General features: G+C 61.9%; 20 protein-coding genes. 10 read left to right on the forward strand and 10 right to left on the reverse strand.

Going from position 1 to position 18,900, the window contains the following annotated elements:
• The first annotated feature begins 20 nt into the window (after window positions 1-20).
• The 3 genes from NL528_RS08970 to NL528_RS08980 all read left to right on the forward strand — a co-directional run bounded on the left by NL528_RS08970 (window position 21) and on the right by NL528_RS08980 (window position 3,909).
• Window positions 21-1,994: a xanthine dehydrogenase family protein molybdopterin-binding subunit gene (locus tag NL528_RS08970; RefSeq protein WP_309182327.1), complete on the forward strand. Its 1,974-nt coding sequence runs from the start codon at window positions 21-23 to the stop codon at window positions 1,992-1,994.
• 454 nt (window positions 1,995-2,448) lie between these two features.
• Complete coding sequence (locus NL528_RS08975) at window positions 2,449-2,637, forward strand: hypothetical protein (protein WP_309182328.1); 189 nt, start codon at window positions 2,449-2,451, stop codon at window positions 2,635-2,637.
• Window positions 2,638-2,892: 255 nt separating this feature from the next.
• A complete protein-coding gene (locus NL528_RS08980) occupies window positions 2,893-3,909 on the forward strand; it encodes an integrase core domain-containing protein (protein ID WP_309182329.1) in 1,017 nt (338 codons plus the stop codon).
• Window positions 3,910-3,961: 52 nt separating this feature from the next.
• Here NL528_RS08980 and NL528_RS08985 read toward each other — a convergent pair whose 3' ends face one another.
• Window positions 3,962-4,948: an integrase core domain-containing protein gene (locus NL528_RS08985; protein ID WP_309182330.1), complete on the reverse strand. Its 987-nt coding sequence runs from the start codon at window positions 4,946-4,948 to the stop codon at window positions 3,962-3,964.
• Between the two features lie 334 nt (window positions 4,949-5,282).
• The gene (locus tag NL528_RS08990; RefSeq protein ID WP_309182331.1) at window positions 5,283-5,528 is read right to left on the reverse strand and encodes a helix-turn-helix transcriptional regulator; all 246 of its coding nucleotides are present in this window, start codon (window positions 5,526-5,528) and stop codon (window positions 5,283-5,285) included.
• Between the two features lie 94 nt (window positions 5,529-5,622).
• Here NL528_RS08990 and NL528_RS08995 point away from each other — a divergent pair, with 94 nt between their 5' ends.
• From NL528_RS08995 to NL528_RS09020, 6 genes are all read left to right on the forward strand, one after another.
• On the forward strand, window positions 5,623-6,225 hold the full coding sequence (locus NL528_RS08995; RefSeq protein ID WP_309182332.1) for an HNH endonuclease signature motif containing protein: 603 nt from the start codon (window positions 5,623-5,625) through the stop codon (window positions 6,223-6,225).
• Entirely contained in the window at window positions 6,222-6,794 is a 573-nt protein-coding gene (locus tag NL528_RS09000; RefSeq protein ID WP_309182333.1) for a hypothetical protein, read from the forward strand. Before NL528_RS08995 ends, NL528_RS09000 begins: the two co-directional genes overlap by 4 nt.
• 186 nt (window positions 6,795-6,980) lie before the next feature.
• The gene (locus tag NL528_RS09005) at window positions 6,981-7,484 is read left to right on the forward strand and encodes a hypothetical protein (RefSeq protein ID WP_309182334.1); all 504 of its coding nucleotides are present in this window, start codon (window positions 6,981-6,983) and stop codon (window positions 7,482-7,484) included.
• On the forward strand, window positions 7,481-8,302 hold the full coding sequence (locus NL528_RS09010) for a metallophosphoesterase (protein ID WP_309182335.1): 822 nt from the start codon (window positions 7,481-7,483) through the stop codon (window positions 8,300-8,302). Before NL528_RS09005 ends, NL528_RS09010 begins: the two co-directional genes overlap by 4 nt.
• 131 nt (window positions 8,303-8,433) lie before the next feature.
• Complete coding sequence (locus NL528_RS09015; protein WP_309182336.1) at window positions 8,434-8,811, forward strand: DUF6634 family protein; 378 nt, start codon at window positions 8,434-8,436, stop codon at window positions 8,809-8,811.
• Entirely contained in the window at window positions 8,804-11,185 is a 2,382-nt protein-coding gene (locus NL528_RS09020) for an AAA family ATPase (RefSeq protein WP_309182337.1), read from the forward strand. Before NL528_RS09015 ends, NL528_RS09020 begins: the two co-directional genes overlap by 8 nt.
• Before the next feature lie 733 nt (window positions 11,186-11,918).
• On the opposite strand, the gene NL528_RS09025 is transcribed toward NL528_RS09020, so the two are convergent.
• The 7 genes from NL528_RS09025 to NL528_RS09055 all read right to left on the reverse strand — a co-directional run bounded on the left by NL528_RS09025 (window position 11,919) and on the right by NL528_RS09055 (window position 17,752).
• The gene (locus NL528_RS09025; RefSeq protein WP_309182338.1) at window positions 11,919-12,323 is read right to left on the reverse strand and encodes an aldehyde dehydrogenase family protein; all 405 of its coding nucleotides are present in this window, start codon (window positions 12,321-12,323) and stop codon (window positions 11,919-11,921) included.
• Between the two features lie 101 nt (window positions 12,324-12,424).
• Entirely contained in the window at window positions 12,425-13,084 is a 660-nt protein-coding gene (locus tag NL528_RS09030; protein WP_309182339.1) for an HD domain-containing protein, read from the reverse strand.
• Between the two features lie 7 nt (window positions 13,085-13,091).
• Window positions 13,092-14,471, reverse strand: coding sequence for an aldehyde dehydrogenase family protein (locus tag NL528_RS09035; protein WP_309182340.1), 1,380 nt, complete (start codon window positions 14,469-14,471; stop codon window positions 13,092-13,094).
• Window positions 14,472-14,587: 116 nt separating this feature from the next.
• Entirely contained in the window at window positions 14,588-15,016 is a 429-nt protein-coding gene (locus NL528_RS09040; protein ID WP_309182341.1) for a nuclear transport factor 2 family protein, read from the reverse strand.
• A 38-nt stretch (window positions 15,017-15,054) separates the two neighbouring features.
• Window positions 15,055-16,074, reverse strand: a complete 1,020-nt coding sequence (locus NL528_RS09045; RefSeq protein WP_309182342.1) for an alcohol dehydrogenase catalytic domain-containing protein — start codon at window positions 16,072-16,074, stop codon at window positions 15,055-15,057.
• Window positions 16,075-16,308: 234 nt separating this feature from the next.
• Window positions 16,309-17,232, reverse strand: a complete 924-nt coding sequence (locus NL528_RS09050; RefSeq protein ID WP_309184837.1) for an AraC family transcriptional regulator — start codon at window positions 17,230-17,232, stop codon at window positions 16,309-16,311.
• Between the two features lie 133 nt (window positions 17,233-17,365).
• Window positions 17,366-17,752 carry a nuclear transport factor 2 family protein gene (locus NL528_RS09055; protein WP_309182343.1) on the reverse strand — a complete coding sequence of 129 codons (387 nt, stop codon included), beginning with the start codon at window positions 17,750-17,752 and terminating at the stop codon, window positions 17,366-17,368.
• A 127-nt stretch (window positions 17,753-17,879) separates the two neighbouring features.
• Here NL528_RS09055 and NL528_RS46995 point away from each other — a divergent pair, with 127 nt between their 5' ends.
• On the forward strand, window positions 17,880-18,371 hold the full coding sequence (locus NL528_RS46995) for a TetR/AcrR family transcriptional regulator (RefSeq protein ID WP_375144046.1): 492 nt from the start codon (window positions 17,880-17,882) through the stop codon (window positions 18,369-18,371).
• A gap of 104 nt (window positions 18,372-18,475) precedes the next feature.
• On the opposite strand, the gene NL528_RS09065 is transcribed toward NL528_RS46995, so the two are convergent.
• Window positions 18,476-18,883, reverse strand: a complete 408-nt coding sequence (locus NL528_RS09065; RefSeq protein WP_309182346.1) for a nuclear transport factor 2 family protein — start codon at window positions 18,881-18,883, stop codon at window positions 18,476-18,478.
• Window positions 18,884-18,900: the final 17 nt, after the last annotated feature.

Genomic DNA, 18,900 nt, shown 5'->3' on the forward strand with positions numbered 1-18,900 from the left:
ACGCGGAAGCGGGCCTTCGCATGGAAAAATACGGTATCGGACAAGCAACCCCGCGGTTCGAGGATGCCCGGCTGCTGCGCGGGCGCGGTCGATTCCAGGATGACCGCAATCTGTCAGGTCAAGCTTACGCGGTGGTGCTCCGGTCGCCGCACGCGCACGCCCGTGTCCTTGGGCTCGACACCGCCGCGGCCAAAGCAGCGCCGGGTGTCCTCGCGGTCTATAGCGGGTCTGATTATGAGGCGGACGGGCTTGGAATGCCAAAGGCCACCATGCCGCGCAAACGGCCCGATGGCTCGCCAATGTTCGCGCCGCAACGTCCCGCTCTGGTGGTTGATCGTGTCCGTTATGTCGGCGATCCGGTTGCCCTGATTGTCGCTGAGACCCTGGCGCAAGCGAAGGATGCTGCAGAGCTCATCGGCGTAGATTATGAACCGCTGCCGGCTGTCACCTCAACGGCAGAGGCCGACCAGCCTGGCGCCGCGCGGGTCTGGGACAAGTGTCCAGACAACATTTCCAACATCTCCGAGAAAGGCAACAAGGACGCGGCCTCGGCAGCCTTCGCGCGGGCGGCGCATGTAATTAAGAGACGCTATGTCATCACGCGGGTGCATGCGCAGTATATGGAAACCCGTGGCGCGCTGGGCGCTTATGATGCGGGGGATGAACGCTACACCCTCTATACCGACTGCCAGTATCCGCATCGAGTCCGCAACATGCTGGCGAGTGCAGTCTTCCGTGTGCCGGAAAGCAGGATTCGCGTCGTTAGCGGTGATGTCGGCGGCGGGTTCGGCAGCAAGGGGTGGCAATATGTCGAACATCGCCTGGTGTTGTGGGCAGCCAAGAAACTTGGCCGGCCCGTCAAATGGACTTGCGATCGCTCCGAGGCCGTTCTCGCCGATGAACACGGCCGCGACAGCGTGGGTGAAATCGAGCTCGCGCTCGACGAGGCTTATCGCTTCGTGGGCTTGCGGCTGAAGCTCGTCGGAAATATCGGCGCGTACGTTGCGTCCGACCGCAGTCTGCTGGTGCCCTCGATGATGATCGGGACCGTGACGGGCGTCTACGACATTCCAGCCGCATACGTCGCGGTCATCGGCGTTCTGACCAACACAAGCAATACGGCGCCTTACCGCGGTGCCGGCCGGCCGGAGGCGATCTACCTGATTGAGCGCCTGATCGACGACGCGGCGCGCGAGCTGAAGATCGATCGCCTCGAATTGCGGCGTCTCAATATTATCCCAACGGCCGCTATGCCGTATCAGAACCCGCTGGGGTGCTACTACGATTGTGGCGACTTTCCAGGAAACCTCGATCTCGCGCTCGAAGTGGGTGACTACGCCAACTTCGAATGCCGTCGTCGAGTGTCGCTGGAGCGCGGCCTCTTGCGCGGCATTGGTGTAGCAAACGCGATTGAGCAAGCCGCGACCCCGACCCAATCGGAGTTTGCGGAGATCCGCTTCGACACGAGCGGTAGCGCGCAATTGCTGATGGGCACCAAGAATCAAGGGCAGGGACACGAGACGACCTTTAAACAGATACTGCATGAGCGTTTGGGGCTGGACCCACGCGACGTCCATTTTGTCGACGGCGACACCGATCAGGTGGCCTTTGGAATGGGCACCAACGGCTCGCGCTCCACAGTGGTGGGCGGTTCAGCAATACATTTCGCCGCGGAGAAAATCGTCGAAAAGGGCAAGCGTATCGCCGCACACCTGATGGAATCCGATGCGAAGGATCTGGAATTTTCCGCCGGCAAATTCATCGTGGCGGGCCACCAGCAGCAAAGGAGTCTCTCGACCAACGTTAACCTCCAAGGAAGCCTCCGGCATGCCCGCCGGAGGCTTTTCGGTCGAGGAAACACCGAGAGTCTGGGACAACTGCCATCGATCAATGACCGCACGCTTTCATTTTCCAATGTCGAACTTGCTGCAGATGCAAAGCACGCTTGCATCAAGATAATCAGCAGGCGGGATGCGACGGTTGTCCACTCATGACCAGAGGTGATTGGGTGCGATTTCTCTCAAACAGAACTTACTTCCAGCGTGCGGAACTACAAACCAATACAACAACTGATCTGCCCCTAGGCACCGAGGATTTATGAGAAGCAAGGAGCGCGAAAGGAGAATCGATGAGTCGCTTCGCCTTGTTGCGGCCTTCATGAAGGTGAAGGACGAGAAAGCGCGCTCGGAAATAATCAAGCTGGCCGAGCGATGCGCTCAATGTGAGCCAGGCGAATCCATATTCCAATTTAGCGATGACCTGAGGTCTGGCTGACTCGGCTGTGCGTCGCTGCAACGTTGCTGAGATCTACTGTATCGAGAAGAGGGCGATGTGAACAGATCTGACGGAATCGACGAAAATTCTCTTACCGCTTCCGACTTTCCACGCGGTGTGGCGCCTCAGTAATTGCTTAATCCGATTAGACCATTACATTCGACAGGGAAACGCATGAATCCCCTCTCATCGACCGATCCGATCAAGGACATCGATCTCGTCGCGACCCTCCCAGGTTTCACCGACGGCTATGCCGTTCGAAGTGCGATCGGCGGCTGGCCTGGTTGGTCATGCTTCCGGTCGTGTTTTTTTGCGGCGCCGCTCATCCAGAGCTTCGCGCTCGCCCTAAGCAGCGAGGAATAAGTGCTCAATACGATTGCAAGGAGGCGGACAGGCGCCGAACGCGCTTATTGGCCCGAAAATGACCGAACGGTCGGGACTCGTAATGTGAGTTATTCCAAATGGGAATGAGGTTGGATTGTGCTTCTAGGCTATCATTCGAGGCAAATGGCTCGACGAAGCTCGGTCCACTTCAGCGTTTCAGGCAAGCGCCTCGGTTGTGTGTACCGAAAACCTTATCCGAGTTGATGACGTGACGGAATCACCTAAGCTGGCGGAATGATCGGGCTTCTGAGTTTCGTCCTGGCCGTCTTGGCCTCGCCATTCAAGTCGAGGATAAGACTTGAGGCTGAGAACGCGGTGCTTCGGCATCAGTTGGTTGTTTTGCGGCGCAGGCTGCATGGCCGCGTCCGGCTTACCAACAATGATCGCTGGTTCTTTATCCTGCTTTACCGCTGGTTCCCGTCGATCCTTCGGGCCGTCACGGTTGTCCGTCCCGAGACGCTCCTCCACTGGCACCGCTCTGGCTTTCGCTGCTATTGGCGCTGGAAGTCACGATCTTTGGGAGGCCGGCCGCAGATCGAGGCGGGGCTGCGCGCGTTGATCCGGCAGCTGAGCATGGAGAACCCTCTTTGGGGCGCTCCGCGCATCCACGGCGAACTTCTCAAACTTGGGTTTGAGGTCGCTCAATCAAGCGTCGCCAAGTACATGGTCAAGCGGCGAGGGCCACCAAGCCAGGGATGGCGGACCTTCCTGCGTAACCACGCGCCGGATATCGCAGCCATGGACTTCTTCGTTGTTCCAACCATCGGTTTTGACCTGCTCTATGCCTTCGTCATCGTCCGACTGGACCGCAGAGACCTGGTCTGGATCAACGTCACAAGGAACCCAACGGCAGAATGGGTTGCCCGCCAAATCACCGAGGCATTTCCTTGGGACGAGGCTCCGGGCTACATGATCCGGGACCGGGATCGCATTTATGGCAGCGTCGTCACGCGCCGACTGCGCGCCATGGGCATCCGGGACAAGCCTACCGCACCAGCCTCGCCTTGGCAGAATGGCTTTGTCGAACGGCTAATCGGGTCGATCCGGCGTGAATGTGTGGACCACATCATTGTCTTGGGTGAGATGCATTTGCGTCGGGTCCTGAAATCCTACGCCGACTATTACAATTGCGTCAGAACGCATGGATCCTTGAACAAGGATGCGCCGGTTTCCCGCCCGGTTCAGCGAACCGGTGTGATCAGCTCACTCGCCATCCTGGGCGGACTTCATCACCGCTACGCCCGCGTTTAAGTTGTCGGTACATACAGGTATGTTTGCCGTGGTCCATTGTCCTTATCGCAAATCAAATCCGGGCATATTGGTGGTGCAATCCGCCCAGGATCGGACGGCAGATAATGCGTCCAACTGTCTCGGCGGCGCGCGAGCTCGGTGCATCCTTGTTCAATGACAAGTGAGTGCGCGTTTCGTTGTAATAATTCATGTACAATAGAAGCACTTGACGCAGATGGCGTTCGCCAAACACCACGATGTGATCAACGCATTCCCTGCGGATCGAACCGATCAGCCTTTCAGCATATCCGTTTTGCCACGGGGAGCGCGGCGACGTTGGCCGATCGCGAATGCCCATTGATCGAAGCCGTCGGATGAAGACCTCGCCATAGGCCCCATCCCTATCGCGGATCAGATATTGGGGGGCTTGTTCCCGGCCGAAAGCTTCCGTGATTTGATTTGCGATCCATTCTGCGGTCGGATGTGCTGTGACGCCAAACCACAAAATCTGCCGTCGGCCATGCGCCACAATCAACAAACCGTAGAGCAGGCGAAACGAAATCGTCGGTACGACGAACAGATCCATCGCCGCGATGCCGTCGGCATGATTGCGCAGGAATGTCTTCCAGCCTTGGGACGGCGGGCCCCTTCGCCTGGCCATATACTTGGCGACGCTGGTCTGGCCGATGTCGATGCCAAGCTTGAGCAACTCGCCATGAATCCGCGGCGCTCCCCACAGCGGATTGGCTATGCTCATCTCGCGGATCAGCCGGCGTATCTCCAGTGGCACAGTCGGCCGACCGCTACAAGGTCGCGACTTCCAGCGCCAGTACGATCTGAACCCAGCGCGGTGCCAGCGGACAATGGTGTCTGGCTTCACGATCGCCAACGCATCGCAAACTTTAGGGAATAACCGGTAGAGACCAACGAATACCAATCGGTCGATCGCGCTGAAGGAGAGTTTCTTTGGAGCAGCTCGTCGCAGAACGTTTATCTGCTGGCGCAAGGTCCAAATCTCTGCCTCAAGCGTTGCCCGCGACCGGATTAGATCGACGATCATCCATCCAATGAGCCTGCAAAGATCTCTCATCCCGCAACAGCATCGCCCGATTCGCTGCTACCCGCCAGCCGGATAAGGTTTACGACAGGGACAGCTATGCCGAGATGATTCGAGTCTTGCGCGGCACTCGATGCCTGTCTGATGCCGACCGCCGATGAAAACGAGGATGCGAAGTTCGCGCTGAGCAGTCCGATCTACAGCCGGTTTCCTGTCAGGGTCGTGCGTGCCATGCATAGCCCAGCCGGGTTCGAGACCTTGGTCTCATCTTGCGCCCACGCCGCTTGCTGGTGCGGCCGTGCTCGGCCGACCCTCGAACCGTAGGGTCACGAAGAATTCACGGGTCCGCGTCGCCGGCATCCTCGATGATCTTGACGACCTTGATTCCGACCCCGACCTCGCCTCGCATCAGAAATTCGACGCCGCGTTTCTCCAGATAGGAGACGAGCGCTTCAATCGTCCGGTCGTAGGGCAGCCGCTCGCCGGCCTCAAAATGCTTGAGGGTCCGGAGACCGACCTTGGTCCGCTCCGCGAGCTTGGCCTGCGACAGGCCCAGCCATGCCCGTGCTGCCGCTATTTGCATTCCGTTAACCACAACTGTGCCTATTTAGTGCAATGTTCGATCTGATGTGCAATGGTGGGCCATCGACAACGACCAACCAACGAGGACCCACCGAATGACGTGCCTTCCCAACTTCAGCCCTTCTCCGACGACCGGCCCGGCCGACCAATCCGTCCGCGATCGCATCGTCGGCGCCGCGGCTTCCGTGCCGCCGACCGCCGAGCGCCCGGCCACGATGGCCTCGCCGCTGTCGTCCGCGAACGTCGCAATCGTCATGTCCGTCCTGATCGGCATGGGGGTGCTCTTCACCTCGACGCTCCCGGGCGAGACCGACGAATCGCCGCGCGCCGGCGATGATCCGGCCAATCCGCGCGGAGCTCAAGTCGCCCGTCGCCCGGACTACGCGGCTCATATCAACAGCGACGCCTGGAAGAGCGGCGCCGCGCGTCTGACCGAACTCGCAGCATCGGGCTTCCGCTGCCGCATCTGCAACCAGGGCGCGGACGAAGCCAGGCTGGAGGTCCATCACCGGACCTACGAGAACTTCGGCCACGAGCTGGCCGCCGACCTGACGACGTTGTGCTCGGACTGCCACCTCGTCAACACCGACGCGTTGCGTCGCCGCGGTTACACGGACTTCGTGCCGGTCTTGGCCGACGTCGCTTTCGTCGAACGCGCTCCGCTGTTCGACCCGATGCGCAAGGGAGACGCGTCATGACCATCGAGACGATCCAGATCCCGATCAGGGGCGTGTGCCCGCTGCTCATGCACAACGGCGCCTTGGCCGATCCGCTCGACGAACGCGCCATCAGCCTCGCCGCCATCACCGGCAAGAAGCTCAAGACGAGGGCCGACCACGAGGAGATCGCCCGCCGCGAATGGTACGGAGGTCTGTGGCTCACCGACAAGCTGCCGTGCCTGCCGCAGGAGGCGATCGAGGCGGCCTTCGTCAAGGGCGCCATCACGCGGACCAGGAAGGGCGACGCCGCGAAGGCCGGCTTCGTCGTCAACGAACCGGCGATGCTGGTCTACGACGGACCGACCGACCTCGGCGAGCTGTGGAAGGACGAACGGTTCCGGCTGCGCAAGGGTGTCCGCGTCCTCAGGGCGCGCCCCATGCGGACCCGTCCGCGCTTCCCCGAATGGAGCGCCGTGATCTCGGCCACGTTCCTGACCACCGAACTGAATCGGTCCGAGGTGGTGGATTTCATGAAGATCGCGGGAGCGATGCGTGGCATCGGCGACTGGCGGCCCAAGTACGGCCGGTTCGAGGTGCTCATCGACTAGGTTCAAGGCCCGGCACGGCGCGGCAAGGTGCGGCGTGGCGGGGTGTGGCCCGGCGAGCCATGGCACGCTCCGGCGTGGCGAGGGGAGAGCTCCTAACCGAGCTGCTCCAGATTTTTCAGAAACAGAAACGACGCCGTCCGCGGCGACGGTCGACGTGCCCCAAGGGCGCGAACGGGAGAACTTTGCGTGAAGCGTATGAAGAACATCGATGAAAGGGCCGGCGACGCCGCCGGGGCGTACGCCCATTGCGGCCCCTGGGCCGAGGGGCTCCGACTGTGGCGCACGGTGCCTGCGGATCGCTTCGGTCCCACCGAGCGCGCCGTCGTCGCCGAATGCATGCGGCGCATGTCCTCTACCATCGAGGTCTGGCAGGCGGCGATCGGCGGCGACGCGCCGAGCGCAATCCGCCTGGCCCTTCGGATGGAGCGGCCGCTCGCGATCACGCCGGCGAGCGATGTCACCATGACGGTGCTGCTCAACGCCGCGCTCGCCGGCAGCGCCGGCGCCGCGCTCGTGCTGTCGCACATGCTCCGGCAGATGCCGCTCGACGCCGTCAACCGGCGCCGTCTCGCGACCTCGTGGCTGGCCCAAAACATCCGCCGTGCCTTTTCCGAGCGCGGCCGCGGAGGCATCCGTCGCCGTCGCGACCGGAGCGCTGCGGGCAACGCACAAGGGGAGGGCAAGCCGTGAGAGTTCAGATCTTCTCCGACCTTCACGCGGGCGTCGCTCCCCTCAAGCGGATCACGGTCGCCAAGGACGTCGCCCTCGTCATCGTCGCCGGCGACGTCGCCGAAGGCGCGCAAAACGCATTCGTGACGCTGCGCCGCATCGTGCCGGAGGCGGTGCCCGTCGTCTTCACCATGGGCAACCACGAATACTACCGGCGGTTCCTAGGCGAGGAGCTCGCGCTCGCCAGGGCACTCGCGCCTAACTTCAATATCCATCTGCTGGAGAACGACTGCATCGTCGTCGGCGACGGCACCGTCAGGGTCGCAGGCGCTTCGCTGTGGACCGACTATCGCATGTTTGGCGACAGCAACGCGCCCGCAGCGATGCATGCCGCGCGCGTCGGAATGAACGACCACCGCCTGATTGGCTGGAAACGCAAACCGTGGGAGCGCTTCCGGCCGCAGGAGGCGGCGCTGCTGCACGCGGCCTCGCGGGCCTTTTTCGTCGAGACCTTCAGCACCCCGTTCGACGGGCTCGCCACGATCGCGGTCAGCCACCACGCGCCCCACGTCGGATCCGTCGCCGCACGGTTCGAGAATGACATCCTCAGCGCGGCATTCGCCAGTACGTTCCTCGACGAGCTGAATTCCGGGCGACAGGCCGGCGTCGGGCCGCTCGTCGCGGCGACGCCGAAGGCGCCGGACTTCTGGATCCACGGGCACGTCCACGACAGCGCGGACTACCGCGTCGGCCCGACGAGGGTGATCGCGAATCCGCACGGGTACGGCCGAGAGAATGCGGATTTCGACCCGACTTTGGTCATTGAGGTGGGCTCATGAAACCGATCGGGAAACACCGTCCGCGGAGCGCACGTAAGCCGCCGCTGCACGAGCGGGCTCGGCCGCCACCACCGTCGCCGCCGTCCCCCTCGGCACCGTCGCCGTCGTTATGATCACAACCGAGAACCGTCATGTTGACCAAGAATTTCCCTTTCCTTCTTCCGTGCAACACCGGAATTACGATTCCGGCGACACTGCGGCGCCTGGCGGACGACTTGGACCGCATCCGCGCCGGCACCGGGCCCACCGCGGAGGAGTTCGCGAGCGCGCCGCTGATCGTCGACTGGCGCTGCGTACTGACACCCGTCGGTCTGAGTCTATCCGGTTTCGTCGCAGGCCATCCCCTGCTCGGAAATCGCCCGGCGCGGACGTCGCAGCTTTGGGCCGCCGACGCCAGCGGACGCTGGGTACGGACGCTCACACGTTACTACAGGCTTGGAATCTCCTTCGACCATGCTGCGTTCGACGATACCGATGCGACGGAAGATCGTGGAGGCCGCCGTGAGTAAGGCTGTGCGCCCGTACGGCTCCCGCAACGCGGCGAGCCTCAATACTGGCCCGGAGCAAGTGCCGACCTATACGGTCGCGTTGTCCGACGCGCTCCTTGAGCGCGGTCGCGCTGTCCTGTTCGACGGCTCGTTGCCGTCGATTGCCGATGCGCTGTGCATGCTCGGCCCGCCGTTCGGCGATGGTTTCGGCGCTGTCGGACGGATGTCGCAAAACTGGCTGACGCAGCCGTTGGCGAACTCCTACGATGCGCGAGAAGCGCTCGATGGTATCTCCGTTGATGAAGATGACCTAATTCGGCTTCGGGAGGTGCTTGCGCGAGATTTCACGATTGCACCGCGTGAGTCCCGCGTACTGATCGGAAACACCATTGTCGAGCTCGACATGGTCATGGCCTGGACATCGGGCGCAGCCGGAGCCGTACAGCTTGCCGGTCTTTCGGCCTGCCACTCGCGGCGCAGTCCCGATGCTGACGAGCGGCTGCTCGCCGCCGCGGCGGCGCTGGCGTACGCCGCCGACGTGCAACTCCCCGGATTTCCGGCTTATGGGCGATGGGGGTCGGCCGCCGGCGCGACCAAGGGCGAAGGGATCGTAGCCCTCGTTGAGACCACCGAAGCGATTCTGCGCGCCTTTGCGGAGCGACGCATGAGCGGCCATACCTCGGCGACCAAAATCTCGGAGAAAAACCCTTCCGACAATGCCGTCGTCGTCGCGCATGAGACAGCCGATCTACTGCGCGCGATGCCCGTCCGGCTGCCCTTCGTCGATTCCGGCACCGACAGCTGCGAGACGTTCGCATCTCTGCTGTGCCCCGGCCGAGTCGCGGAATTTTCGCCGGAAGCGACGCGACGGGAGGATCTGAGACGGGACTACGCAGCCTGGGCTACCCACCTCATGCTGACGCACGCGGCCGCGCTCCCGTTCGTCGAAGGGTTTATGCGATTGGTCGCAGACATGATGGCGGGACGGCGCTTCTCAGTGCCCGGCGTGATCGATTTGCTCGACGAGGTGGAAATGCTGTCGCTGCCGGACGACCCCGAGGACCCGGTCGCCGCATGCCTGTCGGACATCGTTCGCGCCGTCAGGCTGCGGCTAAACTTGTATGCGGCCCATCAGGGCGATCCGACGGCCGCCGCCAGGATCGCATCCTGGTCCGCCGGCTTCGCCGTCGCCAGGATCGGCCGCAATACGTTCTGGCCGATGATGGTCGCATCTCTTGCTTGGGCGGAGCGTTCTGCCATCGCACATCCTTTCGCGCTGTTGCCCAACGTCTCGCCGCGGATCCCCGACGTCGACGACGTGATGAACGAACCCGTTGCATCCCGTTTGGATCACGTGGCCGCTGGGCTTGCCCACGCGCTCGCTACGGTCACCGTGGTGCGCGACGACGGCGCAGAAAGCGAGGAACGCAGCTTTGGCGGCCTCTGGCGCCGGTCGGTTGCGACGCCGGCGGAAACGCGACGCGCCGTAGTGGCGCGCGCCGACGCTTTGGCCAGGGGCCGCAACGTGGGCAAGGAAGCCGTTGTCGTCGTGCGCTCGATCGCGGAGGGCAAGACCAACGCCGCGCGGGAGATGCAGGCAGAGTTTCAAGGGATGTTGGGCGAACCGATACCGCTTGTCTGCACCAGGGATGTCCGAGAGGCCTACCGAAAGCTTGTCGCGGAGGCCCCGCACGCGCGCGCGATCATCGATGTCGTGCTGCGCGACACCGCCGGCTCGCGGACCGCCGCGTGGCGACCGACAATCCTCGTCGGCAAACCGGGCTCGGGCAAGACCTGGCTGTGCCTGCGCATCTGCCAGGAACTGCACCTGCCGCACCGGGTCTTCGCGTGCGGTGGCGTCAGCGACTCCTCGTTCAACGGCACCTCGCGCCAGTGGTCGACCGGCCGCGCCAGCGTTCCGTTGCAGATGATCCGGCAGCACCGCGTCGCCAACCCTGCCATCGTCCTCGACGAGATCGACAAGGTCGGCGAGGGCCGTCAGAACGGCAACCTCGTCGACGGTCTTCTCTCGATGCTCGAGCCGCTCAACTCCTCCGGCATCTTCGACCCGTATCTGGAGGGAGAAGTGGACCTCCACCGGGTGTTGTGGCTGGCGACCGCGAACGATGCAGGGGCGCTCCATCCCGCCCTGCTGGACCGCCTCCGTATCCTTGAGATGCCCGATCCGCGCGCGGACGACCTGACCGCTGTGCTTCCCGGCGTGACGTCGGCCATCGTCGAAAGGCGCGGGCTGTCGCCCGAATGGATCGCGCCGTTCGACGCGACCGAGCTCGACATTATCGCCGGCCTCTGGCCGGGCGGGTCGATGCGCCGGCTGGCACGCATCGTCGAGGTGATCCTGGATGCCCGTGACAATCCGCAACGCGCCAACTGACGCGATGGATGATGCAGGCCGTGATCGTCATCACCATCGCGTTGCCGGCCCGACGGACAGCGGTGGACCGACGTGCCGGGAAGGCAGGTGATGTCCAAACCTTTGATTGCCGATGAGGAAGGAGTGTGACTGGTCACGTGACTAGTCACGAACAGCACCATGAAATCACGCACCTCTGATCGGTCGACCGCCGGCGAGCAAGATGAGCCGTCCCCGAAGGGGCGCGGCGCGCGTCGGAAGATACCGTCCGACCGTCAGCTCGCGCGCTTGGGTCTCAAGCCCGTCGAGGCGTTCGTCTGCGCCGCCTTGCTGTCCGGCGAACCGGAGGAAGCCGGAGAAGGCGAGGCGCCGCCCGAGACTGATGCGGAGCGGAAGCGCAAGCAACGCGGACGAGAAGAGCAGGAAGGAGTTGCTGAGTTCAACGTCAAGGTCCCGAAGAACGATAAGGCGGTTAAGGACACCATCAAGGCCGTCGCGGAGTCGGCCCGCGGCGACAGGCAGCTATATGCCGCGGTAGTCGGGATAGCGGCCGACGCATCATTGCGGACGCTCGTGAGTTCAGTCTCCGCTACGCCCCAGTTGCTGCCGTTGATGGCCGAGATCGTGCAACGAGTGGACGTGCGAACGCTGGTGGAGGCGGTGGTCGCGGATCAGGTCTTCGCCCGCACCCTGTTGGACTTCGTAAGCGCTGGCAGTCTTCCCGCTGAAGTCTGGGCCGTGATCGTTGGCGAAATCAACCGCGTCGCAGCCGAAGGAATCGCGACTCGCGTCGTCGCGGGTGCCCGCCCCAGGCCATTGCACCCCAGACGATCTTCTTGGCCGCGTCCGCAATGTTGGCGGTCTCGTTCACCAGCGCCGCATTCCGGCCGCCGAGTTCTAGCTGGACCGGCGTGATGTTTTCAGTCGCAGCCCTCATCACGATCTTGCTGACTTTCGTGCTGCCGGTAAAAAAGATGAAGTTAAAAGGAAGCTTCAGAAGCTTAGTGACTTCTTCCCGGTCTCCCGTCACGGCAGCCACCGCGCGCCGATCGAAATAATGTGGCACCAGCTCCACAAGTAGCGCGGGCGTCACGCTGAGTTGTTCGAAAAGCTTGAGAATACAGGTATCACCCGCCGCGAGGGCGGTGATCGCGGGCAAGAAACCACACCTTCAAACCATCAGTGCAATCGGCGATGTGGGACCCACCGGTGCGCTGCTTCCCATTAACGCGATCCAAGAAAGCTGGCCAACGACCCGGGTCACTCGTCATACAGCGCGGCCGACATCAATTGTGATGCCGTCGGAATTGGCTGACCTTGCAGTGTGCAGCCGGCGGTGCGCGCGACATCGTCGGTCCAGGTCAAGACCTGGGCAGCCGGATTTTGCCGACAGTGCTCCACTAACAGATTTCGAAACTCGGCTTTGAAGTTCATCCGCGGATATCTTTCGAGCACTTCCTCGACCAACTGCGGCGGCACTTGATCGAGGCCTAGACCCAGGAAATCGAGCCCGGCGCCGAGGTGGACCAAGGCTATCTCGCTTGCCAACCGAGTGGGGATTCCCGGAGAGGTGTGCAACGCGATCGCTTCCCAAACCAGATCGGCGCGCTCTGGCGGCACCTGATGCTTCGAGCAGAACTGGCGAGCAGCATCCGCGCCATCCACCTCAAACCGATTGTCGCGGCGGTAAGCAGGAACCAGTCCAAGGTCGTGCAAAACCGCCCCGCAAAAAGCGGCTTCCTCATCGACCACAGAACGGCCGAGGCCGCGGACAGCGAGGCTGCCGAAAATGTATGTTCGCAGACAATGAGTGCAGAGAAACTCGGGCGAACTCGACTCCAGCAGGTCGACGGCGGCATTGCACAGCGCCGTATCCGGAATTGCAACACCAGCCACCGATTTCAAACGTGCCAAGGCCATGATCGTCTCAATACTCAAACCACCCTGCCAGCGCCTGATTCTTTTCGTCAGTGAAGGGCGAGTACAGGTGTTCGATCGCAACGTCGGGCGGAGAGATCAGCATCGACTTGGCATGGGTGAGCGCGTCGAAGCCGTATTTTCCATAATAGTGACCCATCCCGGCCGATCCTGTGCCGCCGAACGGCATGGTCTCGACGAACAAGTGAACATTCACCAGGTTCACCCCGCCGCCACCGAAGGAAAGCTGACCGATAAACCGGTCGATGGTTTTCTGATCGCGGCTGAAGATGTAGCCGGCGAGCGCTCGTGGTGTCGCCGCCATTCGCGCCATCGCCTCGTCGAAGGACTTGTAGGTCAGGATCGGCAAGATCGGGCCGAAGACCTCGTCCTCCATGATCTTGTCTTCCCAGGTGATGGGATAGAGAAGCGTCGGATCGAGATAGTGCGCTTTCGGATCCGACTTGCCGCCGGCGATCACCTTGGCGGGGTCGATGAGCGAGGCCAGTCGATCAACCGCGCGCGCGTTGATGACGCGCGAGTAGTCGGAGTTTGATTTCGGGTCGTTACCGAAGAGCTCGACCAACGCCTTCTTGGCCTCGGCGACGAAGGCGTCCGCGACGGATTCGTGGACATAAGCGTAGCCGGGCGACGTGCACCATTGCCCGCCCCAGGCCATCGCCCCCCAAACGATCTTCTTGGCCGCGTCGGGGATGTTTGCGGTCTCGTCCACGACCGCCGGGTTCATACCCCCGAGTTCGAGCAGAACCGGCGTGAGGGTTTCCGCCGCCGCCCGTGCGACGATCTTTCCGACGAAGCTGCTGCCGGTGAAGAAGATGAAGTCGTTGGGCAGCTTCAGCAGGTCGGTATTCGTCTCCTTACCGCCCGGGACTGCAGTCACGGCGCGGGGATCGAAATATTTCGGGACAAGCTCAAGCAGCACTTCGGTCGTTGCCGGGAGCGCTTCGCTCAGGGTGAGAATGCAAGTGTTGCCGGCCGCAAGCGCGGTGAGCGCCGGACGGATCAGCAGCAGCAACGGTCCGTTGAACGGGCCGATGATCAGCGCCACACCGTACGGTTCTCGGTAGATCATCCCCTTGTGACCGGTCTTGGCCAGGAAGCGCGGCACCGGCGCCTCGACCGGCTTCATCCATTCCTTCAGTTGACTCTTCTGGACTTCCGACTCGCCGGCCGATGCCGCGGTCTCGAATATGTATTCCTGCGAAGCGGTCTTGAAGTCCTTCGCCATCGCCTTCTGGAAGCGCCCCTCGTTCTCCCTGATCATGCGGGCCATGCGGTCGAGCTGATCGACGCGCCATTCGTAGGTGCGGGTAACGCCCGTGCCGAAAAGCGCCTTCTGCGCGTCGAATATTTTCTGGAATTGGTTCATCACGTCCTCACCTGAATGTCAGGATTGCCGTCAGATTTCTGCCTCTCGAGGTCGAAATGCCGTGCGTCTCGCTACTCGATAGGATCGACCAAATCCCGTCTTTCGACGGAACTCCCCTACAATTTGCTCGCCATGATGGCGTTGATGGCGGTGTTGTCCCAATAGCAATCCAGGCGTGTTATCTTGCCGTCCGCGTTGTAGCGAATGATGTACGCATGAGCGATGCGGTCGGACTTGCCTTTGGTTACAAGGTCGGGGACATCCGCAGGCATCGCTCCGCCGAGCAGCGCCTGTACCACGACGATGTTTCCTTCGGCCTCGATCATCTCGTCTACTTCGACTCCGAAATCCGGCACCGCCCCCAGCAAGCCGCGCCAGATTTGTTCAAGGCCGCCTCGGATCGGCATGACGCTTTTCTTGCCATATGGAAGGTACCGTCCTTGCGCGCCGTCTGCGCAAAGAGCCAGCATGCCATCGACATCATGGGCGTCGTAGGCGGCAAAAAACTTCTTGGTGATAGCTTTCACGTCCAGGTCGTTTTTCATACTACCTCCGCAAGGGACACTGGTTGCATTTGCCCCGCCTAAGACATGGTGAGAACCAATCTGAACCGCGCTTTGCCCGCCATCATCTTTGCGTAGGCTTCCGCGGCGCGTTCCAGCGGCATGGTTTCGACCATGGCGGCGACGTCGCTGAGCGCGCTGAACTTGAGTGTTGCATCGCCGGCCGCCGGGGTCCCCGTCAGCGCGCCCTCGACGCCCAGGCTCTTGAACAGCAGTTCAAAAGCTGACAGCTCGATAGGCTCGTCGGTAGCGCCAAGCGAAATCACGACGCCACCGCGGCGCAAGCCACCGAGAGCAGCCGCGACCGCCTTGCCTCCGGAAGCCGTAGCCAACACGATCACCGCGCCCCCAAGCGCCTCGAGCGCTTTGGCGACATCGGTGGTGGAGCCGTCGATATAGTGGTGCGCGCCCAGTTTCTTCGAAAGCTCGGCCCTGTCGGCGCCTTGGTCGATGGCTACCACCTCAAATCCCATGTGGCGGGCGTATTGCACGGCGAGGTGACCCAGCCCGCCGACGCCGAACACGGCGACCAGATCTCCGGCGCGCGCGGGAGAGTTCCGCAGCGCGCTGAAGGTCGTTATGCCGGCGCACAGCAGCGGCGCGGCATCGACCGACGACAGTTCGTCCGGAACAGCCATCAGCCCACTGGCCTTGGCGATCATCACCTCTGCGTAGCCGCCGTCGTGCTGCACGCCGGTGAAAGCTTGGTTGACGCAATTCACAAGGTCGCCATCGCGGCAATACTCGCAATAGCCGCAGCTACCGCCAAGAAAGCCGACGCCGACGCGTTGGCCCACTCTCCAGCCTTCAACGCCGTCGCCGATGGCGTCGATTTTTCCAACAGCTTCGTGGCCGGGCACCCTAGGCCACTCGATCGGCAATAGGCCGGCCACTGTTATGGTATCCGAATGGCACACCCCGCAGGCCTCGACACGGATGCGGACATGGCCCGCGGGCGGATCGAGAAGGGGCTTCTCGGTCAACTCCAGCTTGCCTGGGCTTACGGCCTGCACCGCACGGTAGGTCGAAGCACTTTGCATGATTGCTCTCCCTTATTCAGTTGCCAAAGAGTCGTCCGCAGCGGGCTCGCGCTCGACGACAGACGACATGAACCGACGGGACGAGCGCCGCGCTCCAGCGTCTGGATGGGTACAAAGGCTTCCGTGTGCCATATGGCAGTACCCAACTGGCACTCCCGGAACTTTTTTCAGGCTAAGGGTTGCTGCGTGCGGGCTCTTGTAAAAAGGAAACGTGTTTGGTCAGTTCGATTCGCATCAGGACTTCGGACTAATTTCCTGCTGTCGCCGCCATGCACCCGGGCTGATGCCACGCAGACGCGCATAGGCTTTCGTGAAGTGGCTTTGATCGGCGAAGCCGCAAGCACGCGCGATCTCGGCAAGCGAACGCCTGCGGTCGAGCAACAATCCATGGGCCTCATCAATTCGGCGCCGGAGTAGCCACTGGTGAGGCGACAGACCTGTCGAACGCCGAAACGCGCGGGCAAAATGGCCGGCCGACAACGCGCATTCGCTCGCGACATCCGCAGTAGAAATGTCTCCTCGGAGGTTTGCACTCATGATGTCTTTCGCGCGTCGTTCCTGCCATGTGGCGAGACCGCCTAGCGGGGGCGCGACGACGCTTCTCATGCCTCCGTAGACCTGTGCAACGTGAGTGCCCAAGGCCAGGCTGATATGATCCGCGAAGAGCCGCGACACCTGGTCGGGGCTGTCGAACGCCGGCAAAAGCAGGCGTGTGAGCTCGCCAACGACAGGATCCATGACGCCGACCCCCGGAGTAAACTTCAGATCGGAAATCCTCGGAGCGTCAGCATCGTCCGCGATCGAATCCAGGGTCTTGCGTGACAAGAAATAATTCACGGAGTCGAGAGGGTCGTGGAAATAGAATCGGGGGACTTGACGCATATCGTGGAACACGACGCCGCCTGCACTGAGCGGTTCGGTCCGCGTCGACTTTCCGTCCAGCCAAAGTTCCCGGGAATTCGTCCCGTTTATTTGCATGACGATCATATAGGCGTCTTCGCGGGGCGGCGGGTTGGTCATTTCCTCAGATGGCGCATCAAGCCTGCACCGCGTCGCCGCCAGCGGATTCTTTTGAATGGTCTTGATAACGGGAGTGTGCTCATCGGTCAGCCGCAATATGTGCTGCATTCGGCTGCTGAAGATGTGCCGTTTTGCCATCACGATCACCAACGTCGCCGCCGAAGTGGGGTCCTTATTCTTAGCAATTGGCGGACCCCACGCAGTGGCGGGGACTCTTCAGAAGCGCGCGTTGCCAGCCATCATCGAAGTAAGCTTGCTTGCTTTTGGTCCTTCACGAACCGCTGGCAATCGGACTGAACATGGGGTTGCCGCTCGCCGTCGCGGACGCCGGTACTTCTTCCTGCATCACGTCCCAGTGCTCGGCCAACTTGCCGTTCGCTACGCGGAAAATATCGACTGCGATCATTGGTTTCGGTCCCCAACCGACGTAGCGGCCGTGCACCATCACCAAATCGCCCTCTGCCACGATCATGCCCGGCTCATAGGAAAAATCCTTGCTTAGGCTGGCGATGAGTCCGGGAATGGCGGCTGCCCCGTTTGGAATCGAGGGATTATGCTGGATATAATCCGGCGCAAAATAGCGGTCCACGACGCTTGGATCCCGGTCGATGAATGCACCCGTCAACGCACGAAGGGCTATCTGCTTCACGTTTTCCATAGTTTTCCTCTCCAATCTATCGATAGATAGGCTAACCGATGATTTGACAGCGCGTCAATCTCTATCTATCACTTGATAGGTAGAGATGGACATCAGCGAAGCAATTCTGGATTCGGCCGAAAAGCGCATGCGCGCGGGCGGTTTTCACGCCTGCAGCTTTCGTCAGATCGCCGGCGATGTCGGGATCAAGAGCGCAAGCGTCCATTATCACTTTCCGACCAAGACAAAGTTGGGTAGTGCGGTGGTCGCGCGTTATCAAAAGCGGTTTCTTGCCATGCTCGGCCCGCCGGACGACGAGCGGAGCCTCGCGGCCAAGATCGATGCGATGCGGGCGATCTTTCTCGCGGCCCTGAAGCGCGGCGAAGGAATGTGTCTGTGTGGGATTCTGGGAACCGAAGCGAGGAGCCTCCCGCCGTCCGTCGCGAATGCTGCGCGAGGCTATTTCACTGCCGCCAACGACTGGTTGGCCCGCGCTTTCGAGCGAGCCGGTGTTACGGAGCCGAAGCGCCGGGCGATCGAAACGACGGCGCTCTTTCAAGGTGCGATGCTGCAGGCCGTCTTGCTCGATGACGTCGGTGCCTTTGAAAAGGCCGTGAAGGAATTGCGGCGATCCTTTTAAATTGAGCACATCCGAACGCTCGGAAATGTGGGACGCTATTTCTCGCAGCAACCGATTGCTGCCGCCCTGTTCGGCATCCGTTTTCCACCGGTCGGTATTGATTTTCATGGTTGCTCCGGGAAACGGTCGCCGAACATCGGAAGGCCGCTGCGCGACTGCTCCCGCGTAGCCTCGTCCTGGATGACATCCCAATGCTCAGCGAGTACGTCTCCCTCCATGCGGACGATGTCGGCAACGACCCACGCCGCGGGCAGGCCGTGACCGCTGAATCGTCCGTGGAGGATGACGAAATCGCCGGTTGCAGCTGCAAGGTGGTTCTCATAGCGCAGTGTTGCGGGCAGGTCCTTGACCAGGCCAAAGAGCCCGTTACGGCCAGGCGGAATATGTGCGCTGTGCTGAATGTAACGCGGAGACCAGAAGTGCTCGGCGGCGGCGTAGTCGCGCTTGTTAAAAAGGGTATCGAACGCGGTCAGGGCGGTTTGGACGTGACGGTCAGCGCTAATGTTGACCATGACTACGCTCCCTTGCC

Origin of the sequence: Bradyrhizobium sp. Ash2021, assembly GCF_031202265.1 — a bacterium.
In the GTDB taxonomy this organism is placed as follows: Bacteria; Pseudomonadota; Alphaproteobacteria; order Rhizobiales; family Xanthobacteraceae; genus Bradyrhizobium.